The organism is Microbacterium barkeri, from assembly GCF_027921765.1.
GTDB lineage: Bacteria > Actinomycetota > Actinomycetes > Actinomycetales > Microbacteriaceae > Microbacterium > Microbacterium barkeri.
Map to the genome: position 1 here is coordinate 83,053 of NZ_BSEJ01000005.1, position 14,313 is coordinate 97,365.

Below are 14,313 nucleotides of genomic sequence, written 5' to 3' on the forward strand. Positions count from 1 at the left end.
CGGACTCCTCCCGAGAGGCTGGTGAGTTCGCACAGCTTCGCCGCGGCCGCGCTGTCCGCGGCGGCGCCCGTCGCCGCGCACGGTGCGAGACTGGATCGGTGACCCTGCTCAGCGCGAACGCTCCGGCTCTCGCCGCCGCTCTGCGAAAGGCCGAGCGCGGGGAGCGCCTCGACGCCGACGACGCGCTCGCGCTCCTCGAGGCGACGGGCCCCGATGCCGAGTGCGTGTTCGATCTCGCCGCGCGCACGCGCGACGAGGGGCTCGCCCTCGCGGGCCGACCCGGTGTCGTGACGTACTCGCGCAAGGTGTTCATCCCCCTCACGACGCTGTGCCGCGACCGCTGCCACTACTGCGTCTTCGTCGACACCCCCGGCCAGCTGCTCAAGAAGGCGAAGCCCGCGTACATGTCGCCCGAGCAGGTGCTCGCCGTCGCCCGACAGGGGCAGGCGCTCGGCTGCAAGGAGGCGCTGCTCACGCTCGGCGATCGCCCCGAGGACCGGTGGCCCGAGGCGCGCGCCTGGCTCGACGAGCACGGCTACGCGTCGACTCTCGAGTACGTCGGCGCGATGGCCGAGCTGATCGTCGACGAGACGGGTCTCCTCCCCCACCTGAACCCCGGCGTGATGAGCCCCGACGAGCTCGCGGCGCTGCGCCCGTTCGCCCCCTCGATGGGCGTCATGCTCGAGACGACCTCGCGCGCGCTCTTCACGGAGCCGGGGCGCGTGCACCACGGCTCGCCCGACAAGGACCCCCTCGTCCGGCTCGAGCTGCTCGAGAACGCCGGCCGCGCCCGCATCCCCTTCACCTCGGGCATCCTCGTCGGGATCGGCGAGACGCTCCGCGACCGCGCGGAGTCGATGATCGCCCTCCGCGACGTGCACGAGCGCCACGGGCACGTGCAGGAGGTCATCGTCCAGAACTTCCGCGCGAAGCCGCGGACCGCGATGCAGGACGCGCCCGACGCCGCCCTCCACGAGCACGCGATGGCCGTCGCCGTGACGCGGCTCGTCCTGGGGCCGCGCATGCGCGTGCAGGTGCCGCCGAACCTGTCCGACCCGCAGGAGTTCGCGCTCCTCCTCCGCGCGGGCGCCGACGACTGGGGCGGCGTCTCACCGCTCACCGCCGACCACGTGAACCCCGAGCGCCCGTGGCCGCACCTCGACGATCTCGCGGCGCGCACGGCCGAGCTCGGCTTCACGCTGCGCGAGCGCCTCACGGCCCACCCCGAGTACGTGCACGCGGACGCCTGGGTCGACGCGGCCATCCGCGGTGCGACGCGCGCCCTCGCCGACGAGAGCGGGCTCGCGCGACGCGCGGCGGATGGCGGCATCGTGCGCCCCGAGGCGCGCTCGCCCCGAGCGGGACACGACGCAGGAGTTCCGCGCCCGCAGGAGCCGGGAGACCGCTCCCCCGATGCGGGCGCGGTCGAGACTCCTGCACTGTGGTCGCCCGGCGGGCTCATCGCCGCCGTCATCGAGCGCGCCGCGCAGGACCCTGGAGCGCTCGACGACGCGGAGTGGGAGCGCCTCCTCACCGCGACCGGCGACGAGCTCGAGGCCCTCGTGCAGACGGCCGACGACGTGCGCCGGTACACCGTCGGCGAGACCGTGAGCATCGTCGCGAACCGCAACATCGCCTCGACCGGCTTCCGCGCGCGAGGCGGCCGGGCGGATGACGAGTTCGACCTCCCGCTCCTCGAGGACGCCGCGCGCGACGCGGTCGACCTCGGTCTCACGGAGATCTGCGTGCAGGGCCTCCTCGCGCCGGGCGAGGAGCCCGAGGCGTACCTCGAGATCGCTCGCGCCGTGAAGCGCGCGGCCCCGGCCATCCATCTCCACGCCTTCCGCCCGCAGGATGTCGCCGACCTCGCCGACCGCGCGGGGCTCGGGGTCGACGGCGCTCTCGCCGCGCTGCGCGAGGCGGGAGTCGACACGGTGCCGGGAACGGGAGTCAAGATCCTGAGCGAGCGCGTGCGCGCCGAGGTCGCGCCCGGCGACCTCGAGATCGACCGCTGGATCGAGACCATCACGGCCGCCCACCGCGCGGGCTTCCGCTCGACATCCGTCCTGTTCTACGGGCACGTCGAGACCGCCGCGGAGCGCATCGCCCACCTCCGCAGGCTCCTGGCCATCCAGCGCGAGACCGGAGGGTTCTCCGAGTTCGTGCCGATCCCGATGCCGGGCTGGGGCCGGCCGCTCGTCGACGGCCGCAGCCCGCGCGATGAGCACCGTGCCATGGTCGCGGTGTCTCGCCTCATGCTGTCGGGCGCCATCGCGCACGTGCAGATCCCGTGGACGCGTCACGGCCTCGAGCTGTCGGCCGACCTCCTGCGCGCGGGCGGCGACGACCTCGGCGGAACGCTGCTCGACGGACGCGTCGCGCCTCGCGCGGGGGTCGAGGCCGGCCTCGAGCTGCCGCTCGACACGGCGCGCGGCATCGCGAAGCGGCTGTTCCGGCCGTTCCGGCAGCGGACGACGACCTACGGAGACGTCCAGCGGAGCGGCGGATGATCCGCGTCGGCACGCTCATCGTCGGCGCCGGCTTCGCAGGCCTCGCGGCCGCGCTCGCCCTCCGAGCCCAGGGCGTCGACGACTTCGCGATCATCGAGCGCGCCGACGGAGTCGGCGGCACGTGGCGCGACAACACCTACCCCGGCGTCGCGTGCGACGTGCCCTCTCATCTGTACGGGCTCGCGAGCCATCCGTCCCCCGACTGGACGCGCGTGTTCGCTCCCGGCGCGGAGATCCGGGAGTACCTCGAGCGGATCGCGCGCGACGAGGGGCTCGACACGCGGATCCGCTTCGGCACCGCGCTGATCGACGCACGGTGGGACGGCGACGAGTGGGCCGTGCGCACCGGCCCGGGACACATCGCAGGACCTCCGAGCGGCTCCGCGCGCGGGAACCGGATTCCCGGTGCGGCGGGCCGAGAGGATCCTGCGTCGTGTCCCGAGGAGATCCGGGCGCGACATCTCGTCCTCGCGTGCGGGCGGCTCACCGAGCCGCGGATCCCTGACGTCGTGGGGCTCGAGACCTTCCCCAGCCCGCTCTTCCACTCCGCACGGTGGGATCACACCCAGGACGTCGCGGGGCGCCGGATCGCGGTCGTCGGCGCAGGGGCGAGCGCGGTGCAGCTCGTGCCCGCCCTCGTCGATGCGGGCGCCGAGGTCGTGCTCTTCCAGCGCACGCCCGCGTGGATCGTCCCCAAGGGCGACCGGGTGTACGGCCCCGAGGAGCGCGCCGCCCTGCGCGAGCCGTCGGCCGCCGCGCACCTGCGCGACGAGCTGCTCCGCGAGGGCGAGGCGCGCTTCGCGTCGCGCTCCGGCGACCGCGCGGCGGCCGCCGAAGCCGAGGCCGTCGCGCGCGCCCACCTCGCCTCGCAGGTGGCGGACCCGGCCCTGCGCGCCGCTCTCACCCCGGATTACGCGTTCGGCTGCAAGCGCGTGCTCCTGAGCGACGCGTTCTACCCGGCCGTCGCCTCGGATGCCGTGCGTCTCGTGCCGTCGGCCCTGGCCGCCGTGGAGAACGGCGCGCTCGTCGCGGCCGACGGCACGCGGCACGCGGCCGACGCGGTCGTCCTCGCCACGGGCTTCGCCTCCACCCGCCAGCCCTACGCTCCCCTCGTGACCGGAGAGCACGGTCGATCCCTCGATGCGCACTGGTCCGACGGCATGCGCTCGGTCGGCTCGACCCTCGTGCACGGCTTCCCGAACCTCTTCATCCTCGGCGGGCCGAACGCGGCGCTCGGCCACAACTCGGCCGTGCTCATCCTCGAGGAGCAGGCCGCCTTCGCCGCGGCTCTCATCACCCGGGGACTCGACGTGCGCGTGAGCGCGCAGGACGAGGCCGCCTACACGCGGGAGATCGTCGAGCGCTCGACCGGGACCCCGTGGGTGTCGGGCGGCTGCGAGAGCTGGTACGTCGACTCCCGCAGCGGCCGGCTCACGCTCCTCTGGCCGGGGACCGTCGCCGCCTTCCGCGAGCGTCTCGCGCGCGTCGCGCGCGACCTGCTCGAGCCATCCGCCGTCCTCACCTCCGAAGGAGCCCTGTCATGACCATCCCCTTCCGGTTCGGCTACAAGGCCTCGTCCGAGCAGTTCGGGCCGCGCGAGCTGCTCGACTACGCGATCCTCGCCGAGGAGGTCGGGTTCGACTCGGTGTTCCTCAGCGACCACCTTCAGCCGTGGATGCACGAGGGAGGCCACGCGCCCGCCGCGCTGCCCTGGCTCGGCGCCGCGGCCGAGCGCACCTCGCGCGTGCTGCTCGGCACGTCAGTGCTCACGCCGACCTTCCGCTACCACCCCGGCGTCGTGGCCCAGGCGTTCGGCACACTCGGCGCCATGCACCCCGGGCGGATGATCCTCGGCGTCGGCACGGGCGAGGCGCTCAACGAGGTCACCCTCGGACTCGACTGGCCCGAGTCGCCCGAGCGGTTCCAGCGCATGAAGGAGGCGATCACGCTCATCCGCCGGCTGTGGACCGACGATCGCGTGACCTTCGACGGCACGTACTACTCGGTGCGCAACGCCACGATCTACGACCGCCCGGACGAGCTCGTGCCCATCTACATCGGCGCCTCGGGCCCCGCGGCGACGCGGCTCGCCGGTCGGATCGCCGACGGCTACATCACGACGAGCGGCAAGGCTCCCGAGCTGTACCGTGAGAAGCTCCTGCCGGCATTCGACGAAGGGCTCGCCAAGGCGGGCCGCGACCGGTCAGACGTCGACACGCTTCTCGAGGTCAAGGTCTCCTTCCGCCACGACCGCGCCCAGGCGCTCGAGAACACGCGCTTCTGGGCCCCGCTCGCCCTGAGCCCCGAGGAGAAGATGGGCGTGGACGACCCGCTCGAGATGCAGCGCCTCGCCGAGCAGCTGCCCACCGAGCGCGCCGCCTCGCGATTCATCGTGTCGGACGACGTCGACGAGCACCTCGCGGCGATCCGCACCTGGATCGACCTGGGCTTCCGGCACCTCGTATTCCACGACCCCGGTCACGACCAGGAGACCTTCCTGCGCCTCTACGGCGAGGAGGTGCTGCCTCGGCTCCGCGCCGAGTACGGGGCGTGAACGGCGACGCGGGCTTCGCCTGGCACGTCGTCATCCCCGTGAAGCCGCCCGCACGGGGGAAGTCGCGGCTCGAGGCGCCCGGCGTCGATCGCGCGGCGCTCGCCGACGCGATCGCGCGTGACACGGTCGACGCGGTCGCGCGCGCCTCGCGGGTCGCCGAGGTCGTCGTCGTCACGGCGGCCTCCGGATGGCCGGAGGGCCTCGCAGACAGCACACCCCCGCCCGCGCGCGCACGGCCATCCGCCCCCATCCGCATCGTCCGCGAGTCCGAGCCCGCGGGGCTGAACGCCGCCATCCGCCGCGGGCTCGCGACGATCGACCGCGTCCTCCCGCGGGCGGTGCTCCTGGGCGACCTGCCCGCGCTCCGACCGGCAGACCTCGATGCCGCGCTCGCGCTCGCCGGCGCGGCGCGGCTCGGGCTCGTCGCGGACGCCGAGGGCACGGGATCCACCCTCATCACGGCGCGCGCGGGCACCGCACTCGTGCCGGCCTTCGGAGCGGACTCGGCCGCGGCGCACCGGGCGGCGGGGCACGTCGACCTCGGGGTGGCGCAGGAATCGACGCTGCGCCGCGACGTCGACACCGTCGAGCAGCTGCGCGCCGCCGCCGCACTCGGCCTCGGCTCGCGGACCGCGACGCTGCTGGGCTGAACAGCGTCGCGCCACCGCGGTGCCTCATCGCGGGAGGCCCCTTCTCGCGCCGATCGCGGCCTCGCCCGTGTTCGCCTGACGGCCGGAGCGGTGCCCCGACGCGAACGCGCCCGCGTCGGCCCCCTGGCGCCGGCGCCCTCTCCTCGGGGAGAGCGCGTCGACGTAGGCATCGACCCGGCTTCGACGTGACGCGAGGACGAGGTCGGTTCCGCTCCCCGCCTCCTCGATGATCGCGCGGCGGTTCTCGGCGATCCGCGCCGCGGCGCCGGCCCCGAATCCGCGGACGAACCCGCTGCGCGCGCGACGGCGGTCGCTGTCCAAGCACCAGTCATACGACGCTCGCTCGATGAGCCACCATGCGCGCATCGCCACGAGCGCCTGGACGCGCAGGCTCGCGATGAGAACGCGCGCCTGCTGCACGTCGGACGCGAACCCGACGAGATACAGCACCGATCCGCGAGCGGAGTCGGCGATGAGCGGCCGGATCGTGCCGAGGGCGCGCGCGACCCCGCCGCCGAGCTCTCGGAGGTCGCGCGCGTAGGCGCCCGTGAAGAGCATCTGCTCCTCGACGACGGGGTCCTGCGTCTCGCCCTGTCGAGCACGTCTCTCATCGAGCAGCGCCTGCCCGATCCCGTACTTCACCATGAGGCGCTCGGCGTGCTCGGTGAGCGCCTCAGCCTCTTCGGGTGTCGTGCTCTCGGCCTTCGCGAGCAGCTTCGCGATGAGGTCGAGCTTGGCGTCGGTCATGGTCTCCTCCTCGGTCGGATGCGTCACATCCTCGGAGGGACCACCCCCGTCGGCGGCGCGCACACGGTTCGCCTGGGGAGGGCGCGCCGGCGGGAGCCGCCTGTGCAGAGGGCGTCGCGGCTCAGGAGGTCGCGGCCGCGGCGGCCCGCGCGGCTGCGGGCAGCGCGTCGACGATGCGAGCGAGCGCCTCGTCGTCGTGCGCCACCGTGAGGAACCACGCCTCGAACACGCTCGGGGGCAGCGCGACGCCCGCCTCCAGCATCGCGTGGAAGAACGGCGTGTAGCGGAACGCCTCCTGTGTCTTCGCGGTCGCGTAGTCGGCGGGCGCCTCGGGCAGGAACGCGAGCCCGAAGAGGTTGCCGGCGCGCGGGATCGCGTGGACGACGCCCTCCGCCGAGAGCGCGGCGGCCAGCGCGTCGGCGACCGTGGCCGCGGCGGCGTCGACGGCCGCGTAGACCTCGGGAGTGGCCAGACGCAGCGTCGCGATGCCGGCGGCGACGGACAGCGGGTTCCCCGAGAGGGTGCCGGCCTGGTAGACGGGGCCGACGGGAGCGAGCTGGTCCATGACGGCGCGCTTGCCGCCGAGCGCTGCGAGAGGCATGCCGCCGCCCACGACCTTGCCGAACGTGATGATGTCGGGCTCGAAGGCCTCGCCCGCCTCGACCTGGAGCCCCCAGTGCCCCGCCGGGTGCACGCGGAAGCCCGTGAGCACCTCGTCGAGGATGAGCAGCGCTCCCGCGTCGTGCGCGATCTGCGCGAGCGCCGCGTTGTAGCCGGGCGCCGGCCGCACGACCCCCATGTTGGCGGGCGCGGCCTCCACGATGATCGCGGCGATCTCGTCGCCGCGGACCGCGAAGATCTCGCGCACCGCGTCGAGGTCGCCGTACGGGGCGACGAGCGTCTGCGCCGCGATCGGCGCGGGCACCCCCGCCGTGCCGGGGAGGGCGAGCGTCGCGACGCCGGAGCCCGCCGCCGCGAGGAGCCCGTCGGAGTGCCCGTGGTAGTTGCCGTCGAACTTGAGCACGAGGTCGCGGCCCGTGACGCCGCGCGCGAGGCGGATGGCGGTCATGGTCGCCTCGGTGCCCGTCGAGACGAGGCGCACCTGCTCGACCGGACGGAGGCCGCCGGCCTGCACCCGGTCGACGATGAGATCGGCCAGCTCGACCTCGCCCTCGGTCGGAGCGCCGAATGACAGACCGCGCGCCGCCGCCTCCTGCACCGCGGCGACGACCTCAGGATGCGCATGACCGAGCAGAGCCGGGCCCCACGAGGCGACCAGGTCGACGTACTCGCGGCCAGCGGCATCCGTCACGTATGCCCCGCGCGCCGACGCGAGGAACCGGGGCGTCCCGCCGACCGAGCCGTACGCCCGCACGGGCGAGTTCACGCCGCCCGGGATCACTTCGCGGGCGTGCTCGAACAGGACGTCGTTGCGATCGGTCATGCGTCCCATTCTCCCGCGCCGCGGATGGGCGAAGCGTGCGAGGACGTCCGCCGCGAAACGCGGCGAACCCGGGCCGAATGGACGCGATTCGCGGCAGCGCTCACGGCGTGCTTCCCCGAAACGCGGCGAACCCGCCCCCGTCCGCCCCGAAACGCGGCGAACCCGCCGCGCCCGGACGACGCCGCGCCTACCAGATCAGCGGAGCCAGCGCGCGGCCTCGACGGCCCAGTACGTGAGGATGGCGTCGGCGCCGGCGCGGCGGATGCCGAGGAGCGACTCCTCGATCGCGCCGCGGCGGTCGATCCAGCCGTTCGCGCTCGCGGCCTCGATCATCGCGTACTCGCCCGACACCTGGTACGCCCAGACGGGCACGTCGACGGCCGCACGCACGTCGGCGAGCACGTCGAGGTACGGCAGCGCGGGCTTGACCATGACGATGTCGGCGCCCTCCTCGACGTCGATCACCGCCTCGCGAACTCCCTCGCGCGCGTTGCCGGGGTCCATCTGGTAGGTGCGCCGGTCGCCCTTCAGCTGCGAGTCGACCGCCTCGCGGAACGGCCCGTAGAACGCGCCCGCGTACTTCGCCGAGTACGCCATCACGATCGCGTCGACGAAGCCCTCGGACTCGAGCGCCTCGCGGACGGCCGCAACCTGGCCATCCATCATGCCCGAGAGTCCGAGCAGCGTCGCACCCGCGCGCGCCTGAGCGAGGGCCATCGCGGCGTATCGCTCGAGCGTCGCGTCGTTGTCGACACCGCCGTCGGGCGTCAGCACGCCGCAGTGCCCGTGGTCGGTGAACTCGTCGAGGCACAGGTCGGCCTGCACGACGAGGGCGTCGCCGACCTCCGATGCGAGCGCCGACACGGCGACGTTGAGGATGCCCTCGGGATCGTCGGCTCCCGATCCCACCGCGTCGCGCACGGCCGGCACGCCGAAGAGCATGATGCCGCCGACTCCGGCCTCCGCCGCCTCGACGGCGGCCCGGCGGAGGGAGTCGAGCGTGTGCTGGCGCACGCCGGGCATCGACGAGATCTCGACGGGCTCGGCGATGCCCTCCCGCACGAAGGCGGGCAGCACGAGCTGGGATGGCGCGAGGTGCGTCTCGCGCATGAGCCGGCGGACGGCCGGCGACTGGCGGAGGCGCCGCGGCCGGTGCACGGGGAAGGTCATCGGCGCGCCTTCATCCCGGGGATCCGGACGACGTCGGTCGGCGTCGTGGGCGGGATGGCCCTGGCCTCCTCGGTCGGCTCGGGCACCGGGATCTTCGCGAGGGAGTCGATGAGCGACTCGATGGTCTGCCGCGGTGCGACGAGGTGGATCGGCAGCCCGACGGCGTCGGCGTCGCGCGCGGTGCGGGGGCCGATCGCAGCGATGATCGTCTGATCGGGGATGTCGGGGAACTGCTCGCGCACCTGCTCGGCGACCGAGCCGCTCGTCACGAGGATGGCGTTGATGCGGCCGTTGAGCACGTCGCGGTGCGCGCGCTCCGGGGCGGGCACGCCCACCGTGCGGTACGCGACGACGCTGTGCACGTCGTGCCCCGCGGCGATGAGGGCGTCGGTGAGAACGGGCTTGGCGATCTCGCTGCGCAGGGTCAGGATGCGGCGGGGCTCAGACTCCCGGGCGAGGAGCTGCCTTGCGAGTCCGGCTGCGGAGTTGTCGGTGTCGGGCACGAGGTCCACGCCGTACCCGACGGCCTGCAGCGCGGTCGCGGTCGTCTCGCCGACCGCCGCGACCTTCGTGCTCTCGGGGATGGTCGCGCCGTAGGAGTAGAGGACGTCGACGGTCGTCGCGCTCGTCACGGTGAGCCAGTCGAACATGCCGTCGGCGAGGTCGCGCAGCGCCTGCTCGAGGGCGGCCTTGTCCTCCGTCGGGGCGAAGTTGATGAGCGGCGCGATGACCGGCGTCGCGCCGTCGGCACGCAGACGCGCCGCGACGCCATCGCCCCACGGGCCGCCGCGAGGCACGAGCACCCGCCATCCGGCGAGAGGCTTTCCGGTCATGTGTTCCACTGGCTTCGTCATGGTGTGGTCGAGGGGGAGACGAGGTCGGACGCCCCTCGGTCGAGAAGCCGACCGGCGACAGCGGTGCCGATCTCGCTCGCTCGTCGGGGGACGACGCGCCGGGCGGAGTCCGCACCGTCGCTTCCGCCCTCAGGACGAATATACTCCTGCGCCACGGCCTCGGCGTGCTCGACGGCGATCTCCTCGCCCGGCTCGCGGCCGTACGCGACCGCCGTGACCGAGAGCTGCTCGCCCCGGAGGACGGCGTGGATCCCGAGGGGCGCATGGCACCCGGCTTCGACGCCCGCGAGGATCGCCCGTTCGACCGTCACGGCGAAGCGGGTCGCGGGGTCGTCGAGGGCGCGGATGGCCGCGAAGAGGTCCTCGTCGATGTCGCTGCGGGTCTCGACGGCGAGAGCTCCCTGCCCCGCGGCCGTCGGCCATCCGCTCAGGTCCTGCGGCTCGAGAGCGAGGTCGATGTCGGCTCCGAGGCGCGACAGGCCCGCCGCGGCCAGCACGATCGCGTCGAGCTCGCCGTCGCGCACGCGCTGCATGCGGGAGTCGACGTTGCCGCGGATGTCGTGGAGCTCGACACCCGCGTTCGCGCGCCGGACCTGCGCGATGCGGCGAGGCGAGCCCGTGCCGATCCGCGCACCGGGGGCGAGGTCGCCCAGCCGCACGCCGTCGCGCGTGAGCACGACGTCGCGCGCGTCCGCCCGCGCGGGGGTCGCCGCGATGACGAGGCCGGGGGCGTCGGCGGTCGGGAGGTCCTTCAGGGAGTGCACGAGGAGATCGCATTCGTCGCGCAGCAGCGCCTCGCGCAGGCGCGTCGCGAAGACGCCCGTCCCGCCGAGCTGCGACAGCGACGCGCGCGATGTGTCGCCCTCCGAGACGATCGGCACGAGCTCGACGGGCCGCCCCGCCTGCTGCTCGAGAGCGCGGGCGATCTGTGACGACTGCGCCGTCGCGAGAGCGCTCCGGCGCGTGCCGAGACGGATGGGCCTGGTCACTGGAGCACCTCGGGCACGGCCGACGCGGGGATGCGTCGACCCGTGAAGAACGGCACCTCCTCGCGCACGTGGCGACGGGCCTCGGTGTAGCGCAGCTCGCGCATCATGTCGACGAGCTCGTTGAGCTCGTCCGACTCCATCGGGAGCATCCACTCGTAGTCGCCCAGGGCGAACGACGCCATCGTGTTCGCGACGACTCCCGAGAACGCGGCGCCCTTGCGGCCGTGGTCGGCGAGCATCGTGCGGCGCTCGTCCTCGGGCAGCAGGTACCACTCGTGGCTGCGCACGAACGGGTACACCGTGAGCCAGCCCTTCGCGGGGATGCCGCGGAGGTAGCCGGGGATGTGCCGCTTGTTGAACTCCGCGTCGCGGTGGACGGCCATCGCGTTCCACGTCGGCAGGAGGTCCTTGAGCAGCTCGGTGCGGCGCAGCCGGCGCACGGCCCGCTGCAGGTCCTCGGCGACGGCGCCGTGCAGCCAGACCATGAGGTCGGCGTCGGCGCGCAGGCCGCTGACGTCGTAGAAGCCGCGGATCGTCACGCCCTCGCCCTCGAGCAGGGCGACGATGTCCTCGAGCTCGGTCGCGTCGGGCTCCGTCACGGGGCGGTCGGGGTTCCGCCGCCACACCGCCCAGAGGCTGTAGTTGTCGCCGGTCGTCTCGGGTGCTGCAGACATGACTCCATCATGCTCCCGCGTCGCGAGAAGGCGAAAACGAGGCCCTCCCCCTTGACGGGAGCGGAGGGCCTCGCCACCGATCAGCGCGCGATGATCCGCGCGACGCCCCAGATCGCGAGCCCGACGGCCGCGGCGACGCCCGCCGCGGCGGCCGCTGCCGCCACGGGGCTGCGCTGCGCGAACGCCCGCGCCTTCACCGCGCCGCGCTGGCTGGCCTCGGCCGCTCGACGCGGCAGGTTGCCCTTGACCTCGATCGCGGCGAGCGCGGCCTTGAGCTCCGCCCGCGCGAGCTCGACCGGGTCGGAGATCCCGCTGGGCACGACCGTCTTCGCGAGCCGCTCCTCGGCGCGTGCACGGTCAGAACTCATCTGCGACCTCCTTGACGATGGCGACGTCCGTCTGCACGGCGCGGGCGGGGTTCTCGCTCTTCGCGAGGTGCTTGAACCGGAGCAGGCCGAGCAGCGCGAACACCGCAGCGAGCACGAGGCCGACGCCGAACACGATGAGGGCCGACGCCCACACCGGCAGCCACAGCGACAGGAGCGCGATGACGAACGCGAGGAAGGCCGGGATCGCCCAGAACACGAAGAACAGCGCGACGATCATCCAGCCGGTGCCGAAGCCCGCGTCCTTCGCGGCGGCGATCGCCCACTTCTTCGCCGCGTTGACCTCGGCGACGACGAGGTTGCGGACGAGCTCCGGCAGGTCGCCGATCAGCGAGAAGAGACTGTCGTCGGCGCGGTCCCGCACCGGCGACGGCGGAAGCTGCGCCATCAGCCGGCAGCCTTCCGCTGCGCCTCCTGCTTGACGTCGTCGGCGGCGTCCTCCGCCTCGCCGAGCGCCGCATCGAGACGCTGCCCCGGGGTGCCGGGCGTCGTGGCCGCCTTGACGACCTTGATCGCGCCGTTCCAGGCGGCGCGGGGGATCGCGAGCGCGCTCGACTTGGCGAGCTTCGTCGCCTTCTCGGCCTGCGCCTGGACGATGGGGAGCTCCCACACCTCCTGCGCCTTCTCCTTGATCTGCTCGTAGCGCTCGCGGCCGGCTCGCGTGCCGAGCACGTAGCCCACTCCGAGGCCGATCACGAGTCCCAGCTTCCCCCGCATCGGGTTCTCCTCACGTCGTTTCGGGTGCTGCCCTGGTGTCCCACAGTAACCGTGTATGCCGCTTTCGGCATCCGCCTTGCGCGAGAGCGCCCGCGGGTGTACTCGGGTCAGGTCACGAGAAGAGCGCGCGGCGTCGCACCCGCTCCGCCTCCGCGATCGCGTCGGGCACGACCTGAGCGAGTCCCGTCCCTGCGAGCCAGGCGCCGACGGCGCCGATGCCAGGAGCGGTCTGGATGGCCGCGCGCGCCTGCGCGGTCGCCGCCTTGAGTCCGACGGTCGCGGCCGGCTGCGCCTGGAGGAAGCGCTCACGCCGGGCGCCTGCGAGCTGATGCGGTGCGAGTGCGACGCCGAGCAGGGCGCTCGCCTCCTCCAGCGCGAGGGCCGCCGCCTCGTCGTCGTCGAGGCCCGCGGTGGCCGGCTCCTCGTTCTGGGTGCCGAACGAGACCCGGACGACGTGACGGTGCGCGCCGGCGGCCTCCGCGACCCACTGCCATTTCGCGGTCGCGTGGGTGAGGGCCTTCGCACGGTGCGATCCCGGAACGGTGAGCACGCCCGTCCCCCGCGGCTTCGCGTCGAGCTCCGGGGCGTCGAGGACGAGCGTGACGATCTCGACGACCGGGCCGGGGCGTGCCGGCTCGGCGGCGAGGCCGGTCACGTGCGGCGCGAGGAGGCGACGTGCACCCGCCTCACCGATCGCGACGACGACCACGTCCGCCTCGAGCGGCCCGACGTCGACAGCGGGACCGCTCACGGCGTCGTCCTCGTCGCGCTCCTCGCGGGCCGCGAGGCGGATGGTCCAGGTCGCGCCCGCGCGCTCGAGCCCGTCGACGGCGGCGCGGGTCCTGACCTCGGCGCCGAGCACCTCCAGACGCTCGACGAGCGCGTCCGCGAGCCGCGCCATCCCGCCGCGCAGACCGAGCACGGCACCTCCCGGAGCGGACGTGCGCGCGCCCGCGAGGTCGGCGACGGCGCCGGTGAGCGATCCGGTGCGGGTGAGCGCCGCGTTGAGCCCCGGCGCCGCGACGTCGGGGTCGATGTCGTCGGGATGCGCCGAGTACACCCCGGTCGTGACGGGCGCGACGAGCCGATCGAGGGCCTTCTCGCCGAGCCGCGACCGCACGAGGCGCCCCAGGCTGTGCTCGTGGCCGATCGTGAGCACGGGCTTCAGCCGGTCGAGGTAGGCGCGCCAGGCGCCGCCCCAGCCGAGGATCCGTCGGACGTCCTCCGCGAAGGGGTTGGCGGGGATGCCGAGCACGCCGCCCTTCGGCAGCGGGGCCGCCCCCACGCCGGGCACGCCGGCGACCCACGCGCCCCCAGCGCCCGTGCCCGGCGCCACGACGTCGTCCGACAGCCCGAGCTCGTCGATCAGCGCGCGGACGTGGCCGCCGCGGGTCGCGAAGCTCTCCGCTCCGAGATCGAGGACGACGCCGCCCACCTCGGCCGAGCGCAGCACGCCGCCCGGGCGCTCGCCGGCCTCGAGCACGGTCACGCGCATGCCCACCTTGGCGCACTCCCACGCGGCGATCAGGCCCGCGACGCCGCCGCCCACGACGACGACGTGCTTCTCATGAGCGTGGGCGTAGAGCTCGTCGAGCTGCTCCGTCACGGTGTGCCTCCT

At 74.0% G+C, this 14,313-nt stretch carries 14 protein-coding genes; 4 read left to right on the top strand and 10 right to left on the bottom strand.

The window, feature by feature from the left end:
- Positions 1 to 98 precede the first annotated feature (98 nt).
- Genes cofG through cofC form a run of 4 tightly spaced genes read left to right on the top strand, consistent with a single transcriptional unit; the run spans position 99 to position 5,714 of the window.
- Positions 99 to 2,510 (top strand): 7,8-didemethyl-8-hydroxy-5-deazariboflavin synthase CofG, encoded by a 2,412-nt coding sequence (gene cofG, locus PKE79_RS06770; protein WP_271172920.1) that lies wholly within the window; start codon positions 99 to 101, stop codon positions 2,508 to 2,510.
- Positions 2,507 to 4,054 (top strand): flavin-containing monooxygenase, encoded by a 1,548-nt coding sequence (locus tag PKE79_RS06775; RefSeq protein ID WP_271172921.1) that lies wholly within the window; start codon positions 2,507 to 2,509, stop codon positions 4,052 to 4,054. Before cofG ends, PKE79_RS06775 begins: the two co-directional genes overlap by 4 nt.
- Complete coding sequence (gene fgd, locus PKE79_RS06780; RefSeq protein ID WP_271172922.1) at positions 4,051 to 5,064, top strand: glucose-6-phosphate dehydrogenase (coenzyme-F420); 1,014 nt, start codon at positions 4,051 to 4,053, stop codon at positions 5,062 to 5,064. Before PKE79_RS06775 ends, fgd begins: the two co-directional genes overlap by 4 nt.
- Positions 5,061 to 5,714 (top strand): 2-phospho-L-lactate guanylyltransferase, encoded by a 654-nt coding sequence (gene cofC, locus PKE79_RS06785; protein WP_271172923.1) that lies wholly within the window; start codon positions 5,061 to 5,063, stop codon positions 5,712 to 5,714. The genes fgd and cofC overlap by 4 nt, the downstream gene beginning before the upstream one ends.
- A gap of 24 nt (positions 5,715 to 5,738) precedes the next feature.
- Here the strand turns inward: cofC and PKE79_RS06790 are convergent, their stop codons facing one another.
- The 10 genes from PKE79_RS06790 to PKE79_RS06835 all read right to left on the bottom strand — a co-directional run bounded on the left by PKE79_RS06790 (position 5,739) and on the right by PKE79_RS06835 (position 14,301).
- A complete protein-coding gene (locus PKE79_RS06790) occupies positions 5,739 to 6,461 on the bottom strand; it encodes a DUF2786 domain-containing protein (RefSeq protein WP_271172924.1) in 723 nt (240 codons plus the stop codon).
- 121 nt (positions 6,462 to 6,582) lie between these two features.
- On the bottom strand, positions 6,583 to 7,905 hold the full coding sequence (gene hemL / locus PKE79_RS06795) for a glutamate-1-semialdehyde 2,1-aminomutase (protein ID WP_271172925.1): 1,323 nt from the start codon (positions 7,903 to 7,905) through the stop codon (positions 6,583 to 6,585).
- 195 nt (positions 7,906 to 8,100) lie between these two features.
- Positions 8,101 to 9,075 (bottom strand): porphobilinogen synthase, encoded by a 975-nt coding sequence (hemB, locus tag PKE79_RS06800; protein ID WP_271172926.1) that lies wholly within the window; start codon positions 9,073 to 9,075, stop codon positions 8,101 to 8,103.
- Positions 9,072 to 9,908, bottom strand: coding sequence for a uroporphyrinogen-III synthase (locus PKE79_RS06805; RefSeq protein ID WP_271172927.1), 837 nt, complete (start codon positions 9,906 to 9,908; stop codon positions 9,072 to 9,074). Before PKE79_RS06805 ends, hemB begins: the two co-directional genes overlap by 4 nt.
- Positions 9,909 to 9,925: 17 nt before the next feature.
- Entirely contained in the window at positions 9,926 to 10,918 is a 993-nt protein-coding gene (hemC, locus tag PKE79_RS06810) for a hydroxymethylbilane synthase (protein WP_271172928.1), read from the bottom strand.
- Positions 10,915 to 11,592 (bottom strand): hydrogen peroxide-dependent heme synthase, encoded by a 678-nt coding sequence (gene hemQ, locus PKE79_RS06815; protein ID WP_271172929.1) that lies wholly within the window; start codon positions 11,590 to 11,592, stop codon positions 10,915 to 10,917. The genes hemC and hemQ overlap by 4 nt, the downstream gene beginning before the upstream one ends.
- Positions 11,593 to 11,672: 80 nt before the next feature.
- Entirely contained in the window at positions 11,673 to 11,960 is a 288-nt protein-coding gene (locus PKE79_RS06820) for a hypothetical protein (RefSeq protein ID WP_271172930.1), read from the bottom strand.
- Positions 11,950 to 12,366 (bottom strand): phage holin family protein, encoded by a 417-nt coding sequence (locus tag PKE79_RS06825; RefSeq protein WP_271172931.1) that lies wholly within the window; start codon positions 12,364 to 12,366, stop codon positions 11,950 to 11,952. Before PKE79_RS06825 ends, PKE79_RS06820 begins: the two co-directional genes overlap by 11 nt.
- The gene (locus PKE79_RS06830; RefSeq protein WP_271172932.1) at positions 12,366 to 12,695 is read right to left on the bottom strand and encodes a hypothetical protein; all 330 of its coding nucleotides are present in this window, start codon (positions 12,693 to 12,695) and stop codon (positions 12,366 to 12,368) included. Before PKE79_RS06830 ends, PKE79_RS06825 begins: the two co-directional genes overlap by 1 nt.
- Positions 12,696 to 12,807: 112 nt before the next feature.
- The gene (locus PKE79_RS06835; RefSeq protein ID WP_271172933.1) at positions 12,808 to 14,301 is read right to left on the bottom strand and encodes a protoporphyrinogen/coproporphyrinogen oxidase; all 1,494 of its coding nucleotides are present in this window, start codon (positions 14,299 to 14,301) and stop codon (positions 12,808 to 12,810) included.
- Positions 14,302 to 14,313 lie beyond the last annotated feature (12 nt).

Bases quoted from the DNA above. Each gene is read 5' to 3' on its own strand.
- PKE79_RS06825 (WP_271172931.1), bottom strand. From the start codon at position 12,366: ATGGCGCAGCTTCCGCCGTCGCCGGTGCGGGACCGCGCCGACGACAGT.
- fgd (WP_271172922.1), top strand. From the start codon at position 4,051: ATGACCATCCCCTTCCGGTTCGGCTACAAGGCCTCGTCCGAGCAGTTC.
- PKE79_RS06820 (WP_271172930.1), bottom strand. From the start codon at position 11,960: ATGAGTTCTGACCGTGCACGCGCCGAGGAGCGGCTCGCGAAGACGGTC.
- PKE79_RS06805 (WP_271172927.1), bottom strand. From the start codon at position 9,908: ATGACCGGAAAGCCTCTCGCCGGATGGCGGGTGCTCGTGCCTCGCGGC.
- PKE79_RS06790 (WP_271172924.1), bottom strand. From the start codon at position 6,461: ATGACCGACGCCAAGCTCGACCTCATCGCGAAGCTGCTCGCGAAGGCC.
- PKE79_RS06775 (WP_271172921.1), top strand. From the start codon at position 2,507: ATGATCCGCGTCGGCACGCTCATCGTCGGCGCCGGCTTCGCAGGCCTC.
- hemL (WP_271172925.1), bottom strand. From the start codon at position 7,905: ATGACCGATCGCAACGACGTCCTGTTCGAGCACGCCCGCGAAGTGATC.
- hemQ (WP_271172929.1), bottom strand. From the start codon at position 11,592: ATGTCTGCAGCACCCGAGACGACCGGCGACAACTACAGCCTCTGGGCG.
- PKE79_RS06830 (WP_271172932.1), bottom strand. From the start codon at position 12,695: ATGCGGGGGAAGCTGGGACTCGTGATCGGCCTCGGAGTGGGCTACGTG.
- hemB (WP_271172926.1), bottom strand. From the start codon at position 9,075: ATGACCTTCCCCGTGCACCGGCCGCGGCGCCTCCGCCAGTCGCCGGCC.